We start from the raw sequence: 18633 nt of genomic DNA, 5'->3' as shown, positions 1-18633 counted from the left end.
ATGACGGCGATCAGCATCGGCAAGGCCCTGCCCAAGGCGACCCTCAAGCTGCCGCTGGCGCTGTCCGGCGGCGAAACCGCTACCCTCGCCGACCATGCCGGCCAGTGGCTGGTGCTGTATTTCTATCCAAAGGACAGCACGCCCGGCTGCACCACCGAGGGCCTGGATTTCAACGCGCTGCTGCCGAAGTTCAAGAAATTGAATGCCGGCGTGCTCGGCGTGTCGCGCGATTCGGTCAAGTCGCACGACAATTTCTGCACAAAGCAGGGCTTCAAATTCCCGCTGGTCAGCGATGCCGACGAGAAGCTGTGCCAGGCCTTCGACGTGATCCACGAGAAGAACATGTACGGCCGCAAGGTGCTCGGCGTGGTCCGCAGCACCTTCCTGATTTCACCTGACGGCCGCCTCGCCCAGGAGTGGCGCGGCGTCAAGGTTCCCGGCCATGCCCAGGCCGTGCTGGACGCACTGAAGGCGCTCCAAACCCAGTGATCGAACGGTGCTCCCTTTTCTCCACCATCCCGAGTCGCGGCGGGCGTGGTGGTTCGCTGCTGTGCGCTCTCCGCGGCGCGTGTTCACACATATCATCCTCCATGAGGCTGCCTGAATGACCCGAAGCAAGCGCATCTATGTGCTGGACACCAACGTGCTGATGCACGACCCCACGGCGCTGTTCAAGTTCGAAGAACATGACGTGTTCCTGCCGATGCAGGTGATCGAGGAACTGGACAACGCCAAGAAGGGCACCTCCGAAGTCAGCCGCAACGCCCGCCAGGTCAGCCGTTTCCTCAACGAACTGATCGTGGGCGCCGGCGCCGACCACATCCAGGCCGGCATCACCCTGACCCATCCGCAGGGCCTGCAGCTGAAGGCGCGTGGACAGATCGGCAAACTGTATTTCCAGGTCAAGCCGGTGGATCCCGGCCGCACCTTCGGCACTGTCGCGCCGGACAACAAGATCCTGGCGGCGGTGCTGGAACTGCGCGAGGAGCATCCGGAAGTCCCGGTCATCCTGGTGTCCAAGGACATCAACCTGCGCATCAAGGCCTCGATCAGCGGACTGGCCGCCGAGGACTACGAGAACGATCGCGCGCTCGACGATTTCAGCCTGCTGTACACCGGCGCCACCGAGCTGGGCGAGGATTTCTGGCACAAGCACAACGCCGATCTGCGCAGTTGGAGCGACAAGGGCCGCACCAGTTACGAGATCACCCTGGCCGACGACGAGGATTGGCATCCGAACCAGTACCTGTACCTGCCCGGCGACGACGAAGTCGAACTGCGGGTGGTCAAGGTCGGCGCGGATCGCAAGGCCACGCTCACCATCGTCGATGATTTCCGCCACGGCCAGCATGCGGTGTGGGGCATCACCGCGCGCAACCGCGAGCAGAACTTCGCGCTCAACGCGCTGATGGATCCGGAGATCGATTTCGTCACCCTGCTCGGCACCGCCGGCACCGGCAAGACCCTGCTGGCGCTGGCCGCCGGCCTGGCGCAGACGATGGACCAGCAGCGCTACCGCGAGATCATCATGACCCGCGCCACCGTCAGCGTCGGCGAGGACATCGGTTTCCTGCCCGGCACCGAGGAGGAAAAGATGACGCCGTGGATGGGCGCGCTGACCGACAACCTGGAAGTGCTGACCCATAACCAGGAAGGCGGCGCCTGGGGCCGCGCGGCAACCAACGACCTGCTCGCCAGCCGGATCAAGATCCGCTCGATGAACTTCATGCGCGGCCGCACCTTCCTGAGCCGCTACCTGATCCTGGACGAAGCCCAGAACCTGACGCCCAAGCAGATGAAGACGCTGATCACCCGCGCCGGTCCGGGCACCAAGATCGTCTGCCTGGGCAACGTCGAGCAGATCGACACGCCCTACCTGACCGAAACCACCTCCGGCCTCACCTACGCGGTGGATCGGTTCAAGGGCTGGGCGCACAGCGCGCACATCACCCTGCGCCGCGGCGAGCGTTCGCGGTTGGCGGACTACGCTTCGGAAGTGCTGTAAGGCGCACGCCGGTGGCGATGCCGGTTCGCGCCGGCATCGCCACCGCGCATCCGCGGCAAGGCGGATGCGGGGCTGATCGCATAGACTCGTCCGCTGGTTCGGCGAATCCATCCTGCACATGGGCATGCAACTTCCGCGCTGGGTCTGGATCGGCGCGATTGCGCTGGCTTGCGTGGCCGGCATGGTCAACGTCATCGGCTTCCTGGGCTTCGAGCACCAGGCCATCAGCCATCTCACCGGCACCACCAGCCTGCTCGGCGCGGCGCTGGCGGCCGGCGACGGCCGTTCCATCGCGCACCTGTGGGGCGTGCTGATCGCCTTCTGCCTCGGCGCGACCCTGAGCGGGCTGATCATCCAGGACCAGACCCTGCAGCTCGGGCGCCGCTACGGCGTGGTGCTGACGGTGGAAGCGCTGCTGCTGGCGGCGTCGGTGCCGTTGTTCCAGCGGGAACAGATCTGGGGCGGGCTGCTGGCGGCCACCGCGTGCGGCCTGCAGAACGCGATGGTCACCACCTACAGCGGTGCGCTGGTGCGCACCACCCATCTCAGCGGCATGTTCACCGACCTGGGCATCGGCCTGGGCCACCTGATCCGCGGACGTCCGCTGCCGATGCGCCGGCTCACCCTGAGCGGCCTGATCATCAGCGGTTTCCTGGCCGGCGGCGTGATCGGTGCCTGGCTGTTCCGGCGCTGGAGCTATGAAGCGTTGTTCGCGCCGGCCCTGCTGACCGGCATGACCGGACTGGGCTACGTGATCTACCGGCACTGGAGCGTGCACCGGTCCGCGCGCGGCTAGCGTCGGCCGCCGCGGCGCGGACGGATGGCACAATGTCGGCCATGACGCATCCTTCCGTGGTTTCCGCCCTCACCATCGCCGGTTCCGACTCCGGTGGCGGCGCCGGCATCCAGGCCGATCTCAAGACCTTCGCCGCGCATGGCGTGCATGGCCTGTCGGCCATCGCCGCATTGACCGCCCAGCACACCCGCGGCGTGACCGCAGTGAACGTGCCGCCGATGGATTTCCTGCGCGCGCAGCTGGACGCCAGCTTCGACGATTTCGACGTGCGCGTGGCCAAGCTGGGCATGCTCGCCACCGCCGAGGTGATCGAAACCGTCGCCGGGGTACTGCGCGCGCGCGCGCCGGCGCACGTGGTGGTGGATCCGGTGATGGTCGCGACCAGCGGCGCCAAGCTGCTGGAGGACAGCGCCCTGCAGGCATTGCGCGGACACCTGCTGCCGCTGGCCAGCGTGGTCACGCCGAACCTGCCGGAAGCCGAGCTGCTGCTCGGTGGCCGCGGGATCACCAGCCTGGACGACATGCATGCCGCCGCGCTCGCCCTGCGCGAGCTGGGCGCGAAGGCGGTGTTCCTGAAAGGCGGACACCTGCCGGGCGCGGACGACGTCACCGATCTGTTCGCCGACGCCTCCGGCGTGCGCGGCATTTCCCATCCGCGCCTGGCGCTGGAAGCGCACGGCACCGGCTGCACCCTGGCCTCGGCGATCGCCGCCAACCTGTGCCGCGGCATGGCGCTGGCCGACGCCTGCTTCGCCGCCTCCGATTACGTGCATGCCGCACTGAAGCAGGGCTATCGCCCCGGCCGCAGCGCGGTCGTCGTCCTGGATCATTTCGGAGCCTCGCCTTGCCGATGAACATCGACGCCCGCGAACTGCCGGCGGCCAGCGCCGATGGCCATGCCTGGACACTGGCCGCGCGCGTGCCGGAACAACCACGCGCGCACCTGCTCTGGTTGCCGGCGCTCGGCGTCGCCGCCCGCCACTACCTGCCCTTCGCCGAAGCGCTGGCCGCGCGCGGCGTCGCGGTGTATCTGCACGAATGGCGCGGCAACGGCGGCAGCAACCTGCGCCCGGATCGCCGGCACGACTGGGGCTACCGCGAACTGCTCACCGAGGACCTGCCGGCCAGTCACGCGCGGGTGCGTGCGCAGGCCGCCGGCACCCCCAGCTTCATCGGCGGGCACAGCCTGGGCGGGCAACTGGCCGCCTGCTACCTGGGGCTGCATCCGCAGGCGTTCGAGCGGCTGTGGCTGGTCGCCAGCGGCACCCCGTACTGGAAAACCTTCGCCCCGCCGCGTGGCTGGCTGCTCCCCTGGTTCTACCAGTTCGCGATCTGGCTGGCGCGTCGACGCGGCACCTTTCCCGGCCGGCAGTTGGGCTTCGGCGGGGAGGAGGCGCGCGGCCTGATCGGCGACTGGGCCACGGTGGGCCTGAGCGGCCACTATGCCGCCGTCGGGCTGGACGCGGATCTGGACGCGGCCATGGCCGGCGCGGCGCCGGCGATCCGCGGCGTGCTGTTCAATCGCGATTGGCTGGCGCCGCCTGCTTCGCTGGCCGGGCTGCTGGCGAAATTCCCGCGCGCACGCAAGCACGTGCTGCGGCTGGACGCCCGCGCGCTGGGCGCCCGCGCCGACCATTTCGCCTGGATGAAACAACCCGACGCCGTCGCCGCCGCGCTGTGCGGAACGGACGACGCGGACTGAGGCTCAGCCGACCACGATGCAGTCGCGGCCCTTGCGCTTGGCCTGGTAGAGACCGCGATCGGCAGCGTCGATCCAGTCGCTCACTGTAGCCATCGACGGACTGATCTCGGCCAGGCCGATGCTGACCGTGCAGCGCAGGCCGTCACGGGTGAACGCGTAGGCCGCCACCTGCCGGCGCAGGCGTTCGGCCGCGACGATCGCGTCCTCCCACTGGGTCTCCGGCATGACGATGCCGAATTCATCGCCACCATAGCGTCCGCCGGTGTCGGCATCGCGCAGGCAGGCCTTCATCAGGCGCGCGAATTCCTCCACCACGCCATCGCCGATGGTGTGCCCGCGGGTGTCGTTGATCTGCTTGAAATGGTCGATGTCGATCAGCACCAGCACCGCCGGCCGGCGCGCGCGCTGGTAGCGGTTGAGTTCCACCGACACCGCGTACAGCCACTGCTGCCGGTTCATCAGGCCGGTGGCGGCGTCGAAGCGCGCCATCTTCTCCAGCAGATCCTTGTGCTGCTGCGCCTTGCGCGAGATGGCATGGGTGGCGAAGCCGATCGCCATCGGATAGATCGCCAGGAACGGCAGGCAGGCCAGCACCACCGGATAGCTGGTCCGCGGTTCGAAGGCGAATCCCCAGGCCGCGCTCGCCGCCAGGCAGGTCAGCACCATCGCCCCGAGCGTGCGGGCGCCGAAGCGCGGACCGCCGATGATGACCTTGTCCATCGTGAGCATCACCGCCAGCAGCGCGCTGGGCAGCGCATCGAAGCGCATCGCGGCGACCCAGAAGCCGCCCATCGCGGCGTCGAAGGTCAGGTTGCGGTATTCGTCGTTGATCGGGTCAGCGCTGCGGCGGACGCGCCAATAGGCCAGGTGCGGCCAGACCAGGCCATTGAACAGCAGCAGCAGCCAAAGGCCGGGACCGTCGCCGTGCTCGTGCAGGACCGCGCCGACGCAAAGGGTGCCCAGCCCCAGTCCCAGCACCCGCATCCGATAAGTACGGAAGCCGAAGCGGCTGCGGGTCTGCTCGTCGATGCGGTTCGCGCGTTCCAGTGGCAAGACAAGCGGTCGGTGGCTCCGTCCGGCGGATTCTCCGCGAACGGGCCGGCAGCGTCCAGCGGCGAAGGCATGCGCCGGCGCCGTGCGCCCGCGTACGTCGGGTCAGGCCGCCTCGTATCCGCGCGGATTCATCGACTGCCAGCGCCAGGCGTCTTCGCACATGGCGTCGACATCCAGGCCCGCGCGCCAGCCCAGCATCGCCTGCGCGCGCGAAGGATCCGCGTAGACTTCGGCCACATCGCCGGTGCGGCGGCCAACGATCTCGTAAGGGATTTCCCGCCCCGAGGCCCGTGCGAAGGCCCGGACCAGTTCCAGCACGCTGACACCCTGCCCGGTTCCCAGGTTGACGGTCAGGTTGCCGCCCGCATGCGCGGGCGCGGCCAGCGCGTCGGCGTGGGCGCGCGCCAGATCGGTCACGTGGATGTAGTCGCGCACGCCGGTGCCGTCGCGGGTGGGGTAATCCCCGCCGAAGATGTGCAGGCGTTCGCGCCGGCCCACCGCCACCTGGCAGATATAGGGCATCAGGTTGTTGGGGATGCCGGCGGGATCCTCTCCGATCAATCCGGATACGTGCGCGCCCACCGGGTTGAAGTAGCGCAGGTTGACGACATGGAAATCCGGATCCGCGCGGCACAGATCGCCGATCAGCTCTTCCATCACCAGCTTGGTGCGGCCGTAGGGATTGGTGACCCGCAGGGGCGCCTCTTCATGGATGGGGACCTGTTCCGGATCGCCGTAGACCGTGGCCGAGGAGCTGAACACCAGGCGGCGCACGCCGGACGCGCGCATGGCCTGCAGCAGGTGGATGGTGCCGCCGATGTTGTTCTCGAAGTAGTCCAGGGGGCGCTGGCAGGATTCGCCGACCGATTTCAGCGCGGCGAAATGGACCACGGCGTCGTAGGCGTGCGCGTCGAACAGCGCGTGGATGGCGGCCCGGTCGCGCAGATCGAGGGTATGGCAGACCGGCACCTGGCCGGTGATCCTTTCCAGCCGGCCCAGCACCCGCGGTGAGCTGTTTGAGAAGTTGTCGGCGATGTGCACGTGGTGACCGCGCGCGGCCAGTTCCACATAGGTGTGCGCACCGATGTAGCCGGCACCGCCACAGAGCAGGATACGCATTCCCCGGTCCCGTCGATTCGTCCCATGGCCCGGCCCGGGATGGGCCGTGCTCCATCCCGTGATACGCGAGGACCGCGCCGGACAGGCCAACCCCGCGTCCGGGCCCCGGCGTGTCCTCTCCGCGATGGTTTGCGCGTTTCCCGGCGTACACACCCGCTAGACTTCAGCGGTCGCATGTCCACCACAGGGGAACGACGTTTGATGAATGCCTCACTGCCCGCGCTCGACCAGGTCAAGATCGCCGTGATCGGCCTTGGCTACGTCGGCCTCCCGCTCGCCACGGCCTTCGGGCGCCGCTTCCCCACGCTGGGGTTCGACATCAACGGCAAGCGCGTGCAGGAACTGCGCCGCCACCACGACCACACCCTGGAAGTCTCCGAGGCCGAGCTCAAGGCCGCCAGCCTGCTGGATTTCAGCGATGATCCGGAAGCGCTCAAGGGCTGCAATGTGTTCATCGTGACCGTGCCCACCCCCATCGACGAGTACAAGCGCCCGGACCTGCGCCCGCTGGAATCGGCCAGCCGCACCGTCGGCCGCGCGATCGGTCCCGGCGGCGTGGCCATCTACGAGTCCACCGTCTACCCCGGCGCGACCGAGGAAGTCTGCGTGCCGATCATCGCGCGCGAGTCCGGACTGGTGTTCAACGACGACTTCTACGCCGGCTACAGCCCCGAGCGGATCAATCCCGGCGACAAGCAGCACCGCCTGGAAACCATCACCAAGGTGACCTCAGGTTCCACCCCGGAGGTGGCCGATTTCGTCGATGCGCTGTACGGCGCGATCGTCACCGCCGGCACCCACAAGGCCTCCAGCATCCGCGTGGCCGAGGCGGCCAAGGTCATCGAGAACACCCAGCGCGACGTCAACATCGCCCTGATCAACGAACTGGCGCTGATCTTCCATCGCCTGGGCATCGACACCCACGAGGTGCTGGAAGCCGCCGGCACCAAGTGGAACTTCCTGCCGTTCCGCCCCGGCCTGGTCGGCGGCCACTGCATCGGCGTGGATCCCTATTACCTGACCCACAAGGCCCAGCAGATCGGCTACCACCCGGACGTGATCCTGGCCGGCCGCCGGATCAACGATGGCATGGGCGGGCACGTGGCCCAGCGCGTGGCCAAGCTGATGGGCCAGCGCGGCCTGCAGACCACCCGCTCCAACGTGCTGATCCTGGGCCTGGCGTTCAAGGAAAACTGCCCCGACCTGCGCAATACCCGGGTGGTGGACATCGTCGCCGAACTGCGCAGCTACAACGCCAACGTGCACATCCATGACCCGTGGGTGAGCGCGACCGAGGCGCGCGAGGAATACGGGCTGGAACTGGTTGCCGAACCCCAGCCGGGTGCGTACGACGCGGTGATCCTGGCGGTCTCGCACCGCGAGTTCATTGCCCTGGGCGTGGACGGCATCCGCGGCTTCGGCAAGCCCGGCGCGGTATTATTCGACGTCAAGCGCGCCCTGCCGCGCGCGGCGGTCGACGACAGCCTCTAGACACGGCTCCGCCTACCGTCGGACTCCCCATCCGAACCGTCCAAGGGCTTTCATGCGCGTACTGGTCACCGGCGCCGCCGGCTTCATCGGCTATCACCTGAGCGAGCGCCTGCTGGCGCGCGGCGACGAGGTGCTCGGCTATGACAACCTCAACCCGTATTACGACCCGCGGCTGAAGCAGGCCCGTCTGGACCGCCTGCTGCCGCGGCCGGGCTTCCGGTTCGTGAACGCCGCGCTGGAGGATCGCACCGCGCTGGAGCAGGCCTTCGACGGGTTCCGCCCGCAGCGGGTGGTCAACCTGGCCGCGCAGGCCGGCGTGCGCTATTCGCTGGAGAACCCTCAGGCGTATATCGACAGCAACATCGTCGGCTTCACCAATATCCTGGAAGCCTGCCGCCATCGCCGGGTCGAGCACCTGGTGTACGCGTCCTCCAGTTCGGTCTACGGCGCCAACCGCAAGCTGCCGTTCGCGGTCGAGGACAGCGTCGACCATCCGGTCAGCCTGTACGCGGCCAGCAAGAAGGCCAATGAACTGATGGCGCATACCTACAGCCACCTGTTCGACCTGCCCACCACCGGCCTGCGCTTCTTCACCGTCTACGGTCCGTGGGGCCGGCCGGACATGGCGCTGTTCCTGTTCACCCGCAGGATCCTCGCCGGTGAACCGATCGACGTGTTCAACCACGGCCGCCACACCCGCGACTTCACCTACATCGACGACATCGTCGAGGGCGTGATCCGCACCCTGGACCGGGTGCCCGGGCCGGACCCGGACTATGACCCGCTGGTGCCCAGCCCGGCCACCTCCAGCGCGCCGTACCGCGTGTACAACATCGGCAACCACCAGCCGGTGGAACTGCTGCGCTACATCGAGGTGCTGGAGGATTGCCTGGGCCGCAAGGCCGAGCGCAACCTGCTGCCGCTGCAGCCGGGCGACGTGCCGGACACCTATGCCGACGTCGCCGCGCTGAGCCGGGACACCGGCTACGCGCCGTCCACGCCGATCGAGACCGGCGTGCGCCGTTTCGTCGACTGGTACCGGGATTTCTACCGGGTCTGACCCCTTCCGCTTGGCCGGTTTCGGCCGTCCGCCGCGTTTTCCCGGGTAATCCACACCACAGGGGAAACTTCCGATGAGACGCGCCCTTGCCGGCCTTGCCGCCGCAGGTCTTTCGCTACTGCTCGCCGCGTGCGCCACCACCTCGGGCAGCGACGCGCCGCCGCCGGTCGCCACCACCACGATGGCCACCGACGCCTACCACATCGGCGTGGACGACATCGTCCAGGTCTCGGTGTGGCGCAATCCGGAACTCGGCATCACCGTGCCGGTCCGGCCGGACGGCATGATCTCCGTGCCGCTGGTGGGCGATGTCTCCGCCGGTGGCCGCACCCCGCAGGAAGTCGCCAAGGACATCCAGGACAAACTGGCCGCGTTCGTGCGCGATCCGCAGGTGGCGGTGATCCTCACCGACCTGCGCAGCCATGAGTACCTTTCGCGCGTGCGCGTGACCGGTGCCGTGCGCCAGCCGGTGTCGCTGCCCTACCGTCCCGGCATGACCGTGCTCGACGCCGTGCTGGCCGCTGGCGGCATCACCGAGTTCGCCGCGCCGGATCGGTCCGACCTGCATCGCAAGAGCGCGGAGGAAACCCGCACCTACGCCGTGCGGCTGGACCGCATCCTCAACCGGGGTGACCTGAGCACCAACTACCCGGTCTCCCCCGGCGACGTGATCACCGTGCCCGAGCGGACGTTCTGATGAGCAACAATCCCCTTCCCGTCGCCCGCCGCGCGATCACCGCGCCGCAGGCCGCCGCGACCACGCTGACCCCGAACGAACTGGTGCCGATCCTGCTGGAGGAAGCCAAGCGCAACCGCCTGGCGATGGCCGCGATCTTCGCCGCGATCGCGCTGCTGACGCTGGTCGTGGGGCTGCTGGTGCTGCCCAAGAACTACACCGCCGCCACCACCATCCTGGCCCAGGAAAGCGACATCATCCAGCCGCTGCTGGAAGGCCGCGCGGTGGCCACCCAGGTGGTGGACCGCGCCGGCATCGCCCGCCAGGTCATCTACAGCCGCAAGGTGCTGGAAGAAGCGATGAAGGCCGGCGGCTGGCTGGAAAGCAAGCCTTCCCCGGTGGAACAGGATCGGTTGCTGGAACAGCTCAAGGGCCGCATCGCGATCACCAGCCCGCGCCCGAACCTGGTCCAGATCGCGTACCGCGACACCGACGCCAAGCGCACCTACGACGTCACCGAGCGGCTGGGCGCGCTGTTCATCCAGGAAAGCCTGGCCGCCAAGGAACGCGAGAGCCGCGAGGCCTACGAGTTCATCGACAGCCAGGTCACCGACTACCACGCCAAGCTGATGGAAGCGGAGAACAAGCTGCGCGACTACCGTTCGGCCAACGCCGACGCCCAGCCCGGCAGCGCCACCGACGCCAACACCCGCATCAGCGCCCTGCGCACCCAGGTTGAACAGACCCGGATGTCGCTGCTGGAACAGCGTTCGCGCGAAGGTGCGATCGCCTCCCAGCTGTCGGGCGAATCGGCGGTGACCGCGGTGGCCACCCGCGAAAGCCTGTACCGCGCGCAGCTGCTGGAACTGCAGGGCCAGCTGGATCGGCTACTGCTCAACTACACCGAACAGCACCCGGACGTGGTCCGCATCCGCCACCAGATGGCGGACCTGCAGCAGGCCATGACCAATGAACAGCAGCGCCGCGCGCAGGCGCCGCAGGGCAACAGCCCGTTCGACGACACCCAGATGAACCCGCTGTACCAGGAACTGCGCAGCCAGCAGGCGCAGACCCGGCGCGAAGTCGCCGCGACCCAGTCGCGGATGTCGATCGCCGAGTCGATGCTCAACGATGAGCTCAACCGCAGCCGCCGCATCGCCGAGTCGGAAAGCGCGCTGGCCGAGCTGACCCGCGACTACGAAGTCAACCGCGACATCTACCAGGATCTGCTGCGCCGGCGCGAGAACGCCCGCGTGTCGATGGAGCTGGATCGCGAGAAGCGCGGCCTGACCCTGCGCGTGCAGGATCCGGCGACGATGCCGCTGCGCCCGACCGGCCTGCGCTTCCTGCATTTCGCCATCGCCGGCCTGCTGGTGGCGGTCGCGCTGCCGATCGGCCTGCTGTTCCTGCGCGCCCGCTTCGACCCGCGCATCCGCTCGGCCCGCCAGCTGCAGAAGGCCACCGGCCTGGTGCTGCTGACCTCGGTGCCGGCCTACGCCTCGCCGCACGATCGCCGCCTGCAGCTCAAGCGCAACGCGCTGAGCATCGGCATGCTCGTCGTCGTCGTCCTCGCCTATGCCTTGGCCTTCGGGCTGAAGCAGATGGCCGCAGCCTGAGGACGATGCCATGCAACAAGCCACTCTGGAACCGCTCGTGACCCCGGACAACGAACGTTCGCAAGGCGTGCCCAACCGCGCCGACACCGCCCGCTCCCTGGCCCTCATGGATGAACCCAAGGCGCTGACGCCGCGCGAGCTGGAGGAGCGCCGGGTCATCCACCGCAACGATTCGGTACGCGAACAGGCCGACGCCTTCCGCGAGCTGCGCACGCGCCTGCTGGCGCTGGGCGGCGAGCGCAATTTCGTCACCCTGGTCGCGCCGGTCACCCACGGCTGCGGCGGCAGTTTCGTCGCCCGCAACCTGGCGGCCGCGTTCGCCTTCGACGACAGCAAGTCGGCGCTGCTGGTGGATTGCGACGCACTGCATCCCACCCAGCACACCGCGTTGCGCATCGACGCCGGCCACGGCGGGCTGATGGACTACCTGGAGGACAGCGAGGGCGACCTGGCGCGGATCATCTACCGCACCGGCGTGCCACGGCTTCGCCTTATTCCCAGCGGTCCGCAGCGCGAGACCAGCGGCGAGGCCTACAGCTCGTTCAAGATGCGGGCGATGGTCGATTCGCTGCGCAGCCGTTATCCCGATCGCTACCTGATCCTCGACAGCCCCTCGGTGCTGGGTTCGCCGGACGCGCGCATCCTGTCCGAACTGGCGGATCTGGTCGTGCTGGTGGCCGGCTACGGCAAGGCGACCCCGGAAAACATCGAGAAGGCCGTCGCCAGCTTCCCGCACGAGAAGGTCGCCGGCGTGGTCTTCAACCAGATTCCCTGATACGCAAGGAGCAGGCGCATGCCGATGAAGTATGTGGGAGCCTCGGTCATCACCGCCGCCACGCTCGCCGGGATCCCGGCCGACGCCTGGGCCGCCCGGGTCGACTACACCGTCGACCTGGGCGTGGAGGACAACGACAACGTCACCCTCGCGCCCTTCGATCCGATCCAGCAGCGCTACCTGCGCGCTGGCCTGGGATTCACCGTCACCGAGAACCTGTCGGCGCTGCAGCTCAGCCTGGGTGGACGGGTGGAATACCGGGACTACGAGGACGACGTGTTCGACGACACCGTCGACGGCACCCTCAGCGGACGGATGAACTGGATCGCCATTCCCGAGCGCCTGTTCTTCACCGTCGAGGACAACCTGTCGGTGCAGCCGGTCAATGCGCTGGCGCCGGATGCACCCGGCAACCGCCAGCAGGTCAACGTGTTCTCGCTCGGCCCGACCCTGCTGTTCAACTGGAGTTCCGCGCTGCGCGGCCAGGCCGAGCTGCGCTACGTCAACAGCGATGCCGAGATCACCGACGAATTCAACTCGCAGCGCGTCGCCGCCGCGTTGCGCGCGATCAAGGAATTCTCGGCGACCAGCCGGATGTCGGCGAACTTCCAGGCACAGCGGGTGGATTTCGACAATGATGTCGTCGCCCGCGACTACAACCGCTACGACCTGTTCGCCCGCTACTCGCGCACGCTCGCGCATTTCGAGCTGGGCGCCGACCTGGGCTATTCGCGCATCGACTACCGCCAGGGCGAAAGCCGTTCGGATCCGTTGATCCGACTGGACGCCGAGTGGAACCCGACCTCGCGCAGCCAGTTCACCGCCGCCATCGCCAGCCAGTTCTCCGATACCGCCACGGACGCACTGCGGGGCATCGATACCGACGCACCGGCCACCGTGCCCGAACACGTGCTGACCGGCGACGCCATCGTCAACGCGTCGCCTTACGAGGTGCGCAGCCTGGACCTGGGCTACCAGTTCACCAGCACCCGCACCAACTTCTCGATTTCGCCCTATGTGCAGAAGCGCAACTACGTGGATTCGGACGAGTTCGACCAGAAGAACCGCGGCGCGCGCTTCGACCTGCACTGGCTGGTGCGGCAGTCGTTGACCCTGGGCACCTACGCGACCCACGAGAAGCTCGAATACACCGTGCTCAATCGCGAGGACAAGACCACCCGCCTGGGCGCGACCCTGCGCTACGAATGGTCGCGGCACTGGAGCCTGGGCCTGCTGTGGGAGCGCTACAAGCGCGAAAGCACCGATCTGGGCCAGGACGTCTCGCAGAACATCGTCTATCTGAGCGTGTCCTACACCAACCGCTGAGGCCGCCATCATGCGCACGCGCCCCTCGCCTTCCCCGTCGCCCGCTTCGCGCATGAAGAGCCATGGCTGGCCCAGCGTGTTCCTGCTGGCGCTGGCCCTGCTGGCCGCGGCGATGGGCCAGTGCAGCGAAACCGGCGCCGGCCTGCCGGAACAGAAGGCCGCCACGCCGCCGCCTCCACCGGCCGAGGCGCCATCGCCGGCGGCACCCGCGATGGCGGCGGCGACCGGCAAGGATGCGCTGAACCTCGAACTTTCACGGGTGGACCGGCGTTCGTCGGCCTACTCGCGCTTCCGCGGCTGGGTCGACAGCGCGGTGGCCGGCAGCCCCGGCTACGCGTTCGCCGCCGGCGACGCGGCGCTGATGTTCCTGCTCAGCGATGGCGCCAAGTATTGCGACCTGGCCGTGCGCATGGTCGAGCAGCAGGTATCCGAAGCCGAGGCGACGATCGCCTCCGGCGGCCGTCCGGCGATCTCCGGCGACTCCTACCTGGAAGTCGGCCCGCACCTGGCCGACCTGGCGATGACCCTGCACAGTTGCCCGGCGGACATCGACGCCGCGCGGCGCAAGCGCTGGTCCGACTACGCCGAGCAGGCGGTGTGGAATGTCTGGCATCCGGCGCAGGCGCAGTGGGGCGGCAAGGCGCATCCGTGGAGCGGCTGGTCGATCGACAATCCCGGCAACAACTACTACTACAGTTTCCTGGAAGCGACCATGTACTGGGCGCTGGTCAGCGGCAATCCGACCTGGATGAAGGAACTGCGCGAGCGCCGCCTGCCGCCGCTGCAGGCGTACTTCGCCGGCCTGCCCGGCGGCGGCAGCCGCGAAGGAACCGGTTACGGCGCGGCGCAGATGCGCCTGTTCGGCCTGTACCGGCTGTGGCGCGACAGCACCGGCGAGGATCTGGCCAACGCCAATCCGCACGCGCACGACAGCATCGCCTACTGGGTGCATGCGACCGTACCGACGATGGATCGCTTCGCGCCGATCGGCGACCAGGCGCGCAACTCGGTTCCGGAACTGTTCGACTACCACCGCCGGCTGGTGCTGGAAGCGCGCCAGCTCACCCAGGAACCGAATGCGCTGGCGATGTCGTCCTGGTGGCTGGGCCACATCTCGGTGCCGCGGATGAGCCAGGGCTTCAATAGCCGCTACGATCTGCTGCCCGCCGGCGAAGGCGGTGCGGCGCCGACCGATCTGATCTACCTGGCCGAGGGCGCGGGCCATCTGTTCGCCCGCACCGGCTGGGACAAGGACGCGATGTGGCTGTCGTTCGTCGCCGGTCCCTACAACGAGAGCCATGCGCACCAGGACCAGGGTTCGTTCACCCTGTTCGCACGCGACTGGCTGGCGGTGAGCGAGAACATCTGGAGCCACAGCGGCATCCAGCAGGGCACGCCGGTCCACAACGTGGTCCGCTTCGAACGCAGCAACCCCGACGCCCAGCAGTGCGCCGCGCCGCGCGGCGACGTGGTCGTCCACCAGTGCGAATCACCGCAGTCACGCTCCAAACTCAGCCTGACCCGCAATCCGGATGGCGGACTGACCGCGACCGCCGACCTGACCCCCGTCTACCGCGGCAATCCCGCGCTGGACAGCTGGCAGCGACGCATCGATTTCGGCGGCCGCAAGCTGCTGGTGCGCGACACCTTCAAGCTCGGCGCGGGCACGCGCGCGATCTTCCAGGTCAACGTGCCGGAGAAGCCACGCATCCAGGGCAACGAGGCGCAGGCCGGGCGGCTGAAGATCCGGGTGCTGGAACCGGCCGGCGCCACCCTGCGCGCGCACGACTGGAGCAGCGTGGACGCGCAGGAGTTCCGCAGCGGCTGGCGGCTGGACGTGGAAGGCGGTCAGGCCGGCTATCTGGTCGAACTCAGTGAACAATGATGCTTCCGTCACAGTTCCACTCCGGTGACGCCGCTGTTCGGGTCATGTCATCGTCACGACTTCCCCACCAAACGATCTAAAACCTGAACAAGCAGGGGCCGCAGGGGCCGCTATCGGCGGTCGAGTCCGTTATGCGGCTATGATGCGCTCGCCGTTGCGCGGGTCGATGTGGCTAGGGGGAGCCGCAGCGGGCGATCATTCACAGGTCGTGTCTTTCCTTTCTGCGCGCGGTTTCCTTGCCAGGAGATCCCCTTGTCGCGCATCCCGTTTTCCGGTGTCCCCCGCCCGCCGCGGTCCGCCCGCTGGCGCCGTTTCGCCCTTTCTTTCTTCATTGCCCTGCCCTTGTTGGCGGGACTCGGCGTGGCCAGCGCCGCGGGTCTGCTGGGCCAGCGCGCCCAATGGACCACGGTTCGCGTCTGGCACGATGTGCGTGCCGCCGCCGCCCAGATCGGGACGTTCGCGCGTACCCCGTTCGTGCGTCTCGGCGTCCGCAAGCCGGCCGCCGGCGAAACCCCGGTCATTCCTCCCTCCGTGCAGGTGCCGGTCACCGGCGGCGCGAGCGCGCAGAACTCTTCGCAGCCCCGCCTGGTCGCCCTGCCCTCCGCGCGCCTGTACGTAAACCGCAGTTCCGCCGCCTATACCCGCTTCAAGAACTGGGTCGATGCGGCCGTCGGCAACGGCGGCACGGGTTACGGGTTCACCGCCAGCGAGGCGGCGATGATGTACCAGCTGTCGCCGGAAACCCGGTACTGCACGCTGGCCATCAACATCACCGAACGCCAGGTGACGGAGGCGGAAGCCGCCATCGCCGCTGGCGGCCGCCCCGCGGTCTCCAACGACTCCTATCTGGAAGTCGGCACCATGATCGCCGACGTGGCGACCACGCTGGACACCTGCGGAAGCTTCCTCACCGCCAGCCAGCGCAGCCGTTGGTCCGCCTACGCCGAGCAGGCCGTCTGGAACATCTGGAACTACAACAGCGCGCAATGGGGCGGGCGTTCGTTCCCGTGGTCGGGCTGGTCCACCAGCAACCCGGGCAACAACTATTACTACAGCTTCCTGGAAGCGACCATGTACTGGGCGCTGGCCAGCAAGAGCAACACCTGGAAGAACTTCCTGCAGACCAACAAGCTGCCCGCGCTGCGCGAGTACTTCGCCCGCCTGCCCGGCGGCGGCAGCAGCGAAGGCACCGGCTACGGCACCTCGCACATGCGGTTGTTCTCGCTGTACCGGCTGTGGCGCGACGCGACGGGCACGGATCTCGCGTCGGCCAGCCCGCACGCGACCGACAGCATCTACTACTGGGCACATGCCACCGTACCGACGATGGATCGCTTCGCCCCGATCGGCGACCAGGCGCGCAACTCGGTTCCGGAGCTGTACGACTACCATCGCCGGCTCGTGCTGGAAGCACGCCAACTCGCCACCACCGCCGAGGCAAGCAATGTCGCCACCTGGTGGCTGCGCAACATTTCAGTGGCGCAGATGACCTCGGGTTTCAACTATCGCTACGACCTGTTGCCCGCGGGCTCCACTCCGGTCCAACCCAGCACGCTGGTCTATCACGCCAGGGGCGTGGGCCATCTGTTCGCCCGCACCGGCTGGGATCGCAGCGCGATGTGGGTGGCGATCGTCGCCGGCCCGTACAACGAGAGCCATGCGCACCAGGACCAGGGGTCGTTCACCCTGTTCGCCGGTGACTGGCTGGCGGTGACCGCCAATATCTGGAGCCATAGCGGCATCAACCAGGGAACCGATGTCCACAACATCGTGCGGTTCGCCCGCAACGGCACGGTGGTCCGCCAGTGCGAGTCGACGACCCGCGCATCCACCCTCAGCGTCAGCCCGGGTTCCGGCGGTTCGTTCACCGCCAATGCCAACCTGACTCCGGCCTTCTGCGACAACACCGCGGTGACCTCCTGGCAGCGCCAGTTCACCTTCGCCAACCGGCGCCTGACCGTGCGCGATCAGTTCGCCGTCACCAGCGGCACCACCGCGACCTTCCAGGTCAACGTACCGGTGGCGCCGACCCTGGTGAACAGCCGCGAAGCGGTCGCCGGACGTCTGCGGGTGCGGGTGATCGAGCCGGCCAACGCCACCATCAACAGCAATTTCAGCTCGGGCAAGTACGTCGAGGATGGCGCGCGCTATCGCATCGACGTGACCGGCGGCACCAGCGGTTACGTGGTGGAGCTGAGCGAGATCTGATCCGGCCTGGCCCGCCTGCGCGACGCTCAGCCGTTGCGCAGGCGGCGACGCAGGTCCAGCAGCGGAGTCGGCACGAACGTGGCCGACCACAGGCCCAGGCCACGCAGCGACATCCGGCTGGCCAACGCCTGCGACAACATCCTGCGCGCGCCGCGGATGTTGCGCGCGTGCAGCAGGTGCTGGCCGAAGTCGGTGCGGATGGCCCGCACCTTGGCGTCCACCCGTGCCTGCGGCACGCCCAGCGTCCTGCCCAGGGTCATGGCGTTGTGCAGTTCCGCTCGTGCGCAGCGTTCGATGCGGCTGGTGATGCTTCCGGCGGCCGGGGTGTAGCGCCCGATCTGTTCGCCGCATGCCAGCACCCGCCAGCCGGCGTGGGCGATGCGCAGCCACAGGTGGTAATCCTCGGCGCCCACGAGTTCCGGCGATTCGTCGAAACCGCCCAGCGCCTCGAAGGCCTGCCGGCGCACCACCGTCATCGAGGTGCAGACCCGGTTGCACTCCCACAGGGCGTCGAAATCCAGTTCCGGCGGCAGCGCCGGCGCGCGCGCGCGACCATGCAGCAGGCCGGCGCGCGGATCGCGCCCCAATTCCAGTTGCCGTTCAAGCTTGTGCGGCAACCAGCTGTCGTCGGCGTCGAGGAACGCGATCCATTCGCCGGCACAGGCGCGCGCGCCGGCGTTGCGGGCGGCGGCGGGACCCGCGTTGGCCTGGCGCAGCAGGCGTACCCGCCCGCCGTAGCCGGCCAGCACCTCGGCCAGCCGGTCGCCGTCGGCGGAGCCATCGTCCACCACGATCACCTGGCGGGCAGGCACGGTCTGGGCGAACACGCTGTCCAGCGCCACCGCGATGGTCGCGGCGGCGTTGTAGGCGGGAATCACGACGGCATAGGAGTCGGTGGCTTCGGGCGTGGCGGTCATCGTC

At 68.3% G+C, this 18633-nt stretch carries 16 protein-coding genes; 13 read left to right on the top strand and 3 right to left on the bottom strand.

Annotation, left to right across the window (positions count from 1 at the left end; all coding sequences use genetic code 11):
• From IB228_RS03675 to IB228_RS03655, 5 genes are all read left to right on the top strand, one after another.
• Positions 1 to 489: a peroxiredoxin gene (locus IB228_RS03675; protein ID WP_183642500.1), complete on the top strand. Its 489-nt coding sequence runs from the start codon at positions 1 to 3 to the stop codon at positions 487 to 489.
• Between the two features lie 115 nt (positions 490 to 604).
• A complete protein-coding gene (locus IB228_RS03670; protein WP_183642502.1) occupies positions 605 to 2005 on the top strand; it encodes a PhoH family protein in 1401 nt (466 codons plus the stop codon).
• Positions 2006 to 2123: 118 nt separating this feature from the next.
• A complete protein-coding gene (locus IB228_RS03665; RefSeq protein WP_183642505.1) occupies positions 2124 to 2801 on the top strand; it encodes a YoaK family protein in 678 nt (225 codons plus the stop codon).
• Positions 2802 to 2842: 41 nt separating this feature from the next.
• Positions 2843 to 3655, top strand: coding sequence for a bifunctional hydroxymethylpyrimidine kinase/phosphomethylpyrimidine kinase (gene thiD, locus IB228_RS03660; RefSeq protein WP_183642507.1), 813 nt, complete (start codon positions 2843 to 2845; stop codon positions 3653 to 3655).
• A complete protein-coding gene (locus IB228_RS03655; protein WP_183642510.1) occupies positions 3652 to 4503 on the top strand; it encodes an alpha/beta fold hydrolase in 852 nt (283 codons plus the stop codon). Before thiD ends, IB228_RS03655 begins: the two co-directional genes overlap by 4 nt.
• A gap of 3 nt (positions 4504 to 4506) precedes the next feature.
• Here the strand turns inward: IB228_RS03655 and IB228_RS03650 are convergent, their stop codons facing one another.
• Together IB228_RS03650 and galE are read right to left on the bottom strand one after the other, a co-directional pair.
• Positions 4507 to 5556, bottom strand: coding sequence for a diguanylate cyclase (locus IB228_RS03650; RefSeq protein ID WP_183642512.1), 1050 nt, complete (start codon positions 5554 to 5556; stop codon positions 4507 to 4509).
• Positions 5557 to 5658: 102 nt separating this feature from the next.
• Positions 5659 to 6675 carry a UDP-glucose 4-epimerase GalE gene (gene galE / locus IB228_RS03645; RefSeq protein WP_183642515.1) on the bottom strand — a complete coding sequence of 339 codons (1017 nt, stop codon included), beginning with the start codon at positions 6673 to 6675 and terminating at the stop codon, positions 5659 to 5661.
• A gap of 201 nt (positions 6676 to 6876) precedes the next feature.
• Between galE and tviB the strand changes: the two genes are divergently transcribed.
• From tviB to IB228_RS03605, 8 genes are all read left to right on the top strand, one after another.
• A complete protein-coding gene (gene tviB / locus IB228_RS03640; RefSeq protein ID WP_305076301.1) occupies positions 6877 to 8166 on the top strand; it encodes a Vi polysaccharide biosynthesis UDP-N-acetylglucosamine C-6 dehydrogenase TviB in 1290 nt (429 codons plus the stop codon).
• A gap of 52 nt (positions 8167 to 8218) precedes the next feature.
• Entirely contained in the window at positions 8219 to 9226 is a 1008-nt protein-coding gene (locus tag IB228_RS03635; RefSeq protein ID WP_183642518.1) for an NAD-dependent epimerase, read from the top strand.
• Between the two features lie 73 nt (positions 9227 to 9299).
• On the top strand, positions 9300 to 9923 hold the full coding sequence (locus IB228_RS03630) for an XrtA/PEP-CTERM system exopolysaccharide export protein (protein WP_141453383.1): 624 nt from the start codon (positions 9300 to 9302) through the stop codon (positions 9921 to 9923).
• A complete protein-coding gene (locus IB228_RS03625) occupies positions 9923 to 11518 on the top strand; it encodes an XrtA system polysaccharide chain length determinant (RefSeq protein WP_183642521.1) in 1596 nt (531 codons plus the stop codon). The genes IB228_RS03630 and IB228_RS03625 overlap by 1 nt, the downstream gene beginning before the upstream one ends.
• 10 nt (positions 11519 to 11528) lie before the next feature.
• The gene (locus IB228_RS03620) at positions 11529 to 12293 is read left to right on the top strand and encodes a polysaccharide biosynthesis protein (RefSeq protein WP_141453386.1); all 765 of its coding nucleotides are present in this window, start codon (positions 11529 to 11531) and stop codon (positions 12291 to 12293) included.
• 18 nt (positions 12294 to 12311) lie between these two features.
• Positions 12312 to 13619, top strand: coding sequence for a hypothetical protein (locus IB228_RS03615; RefSeq protein WP_192197596.1), 1308 nt, complete (start codon positions 12312 to 12314; stop codon positions 13617 to 13619).
• A gap of 10 nt (positions 13620 to 13629) precedes the next feature.
• Entirely contained in the window at positions 13630 to 15504 is a 1875-nt protein-coding gene (locus IB228_RS03610) for a heparinase II/III family protein (RefSeq protein ID WP_192197595.1), read from the top strand.
• A 360-nt stretch (positions 15505 to 15864) separates the two neighbouring features.
• Entirely contained in the window at positions 15865 to 17712 is a 1848-nt protein-coding gene (locus tag IB228_RS03605; protein WP_192197594.1) for a heparinase II/III family protein, read from the top strand.
• Positions 17713 to 17738: 26 nt separating this feature from the next.
• Here IB228_RS03605 and IB228_RS03600 read toward each other — a convergent pair whose 3' ends face one another.
• On the bottom strand, positions 17739 to 18629 hold the full coding sequence (locus tag IB228_RS03600; protein WP_192197593.1) for a glycosyltransferase family A protein: 891 nt from the start codon (positions 18627 to 18629) through the stop codon (positions 17739 to 17741).
• Positions 18630 to 18633: the final 4 nt, after the last annotated feature.

It is taken from the genome of Pseudoxanthomonas sp. PXM04, assembly GCF_014851695.1.
Lineage (GTDB): Bacteria > Pseudomonadota > Gammaproteobacteria > Xanthomonadales > Xanthomonadaceae > Pseudoxanthomonas_A > Pseudoxanthomonas_A beigongshangi.
This window is presented reverse-complemented; position numbering and strand designations above follow the sequence as displayed.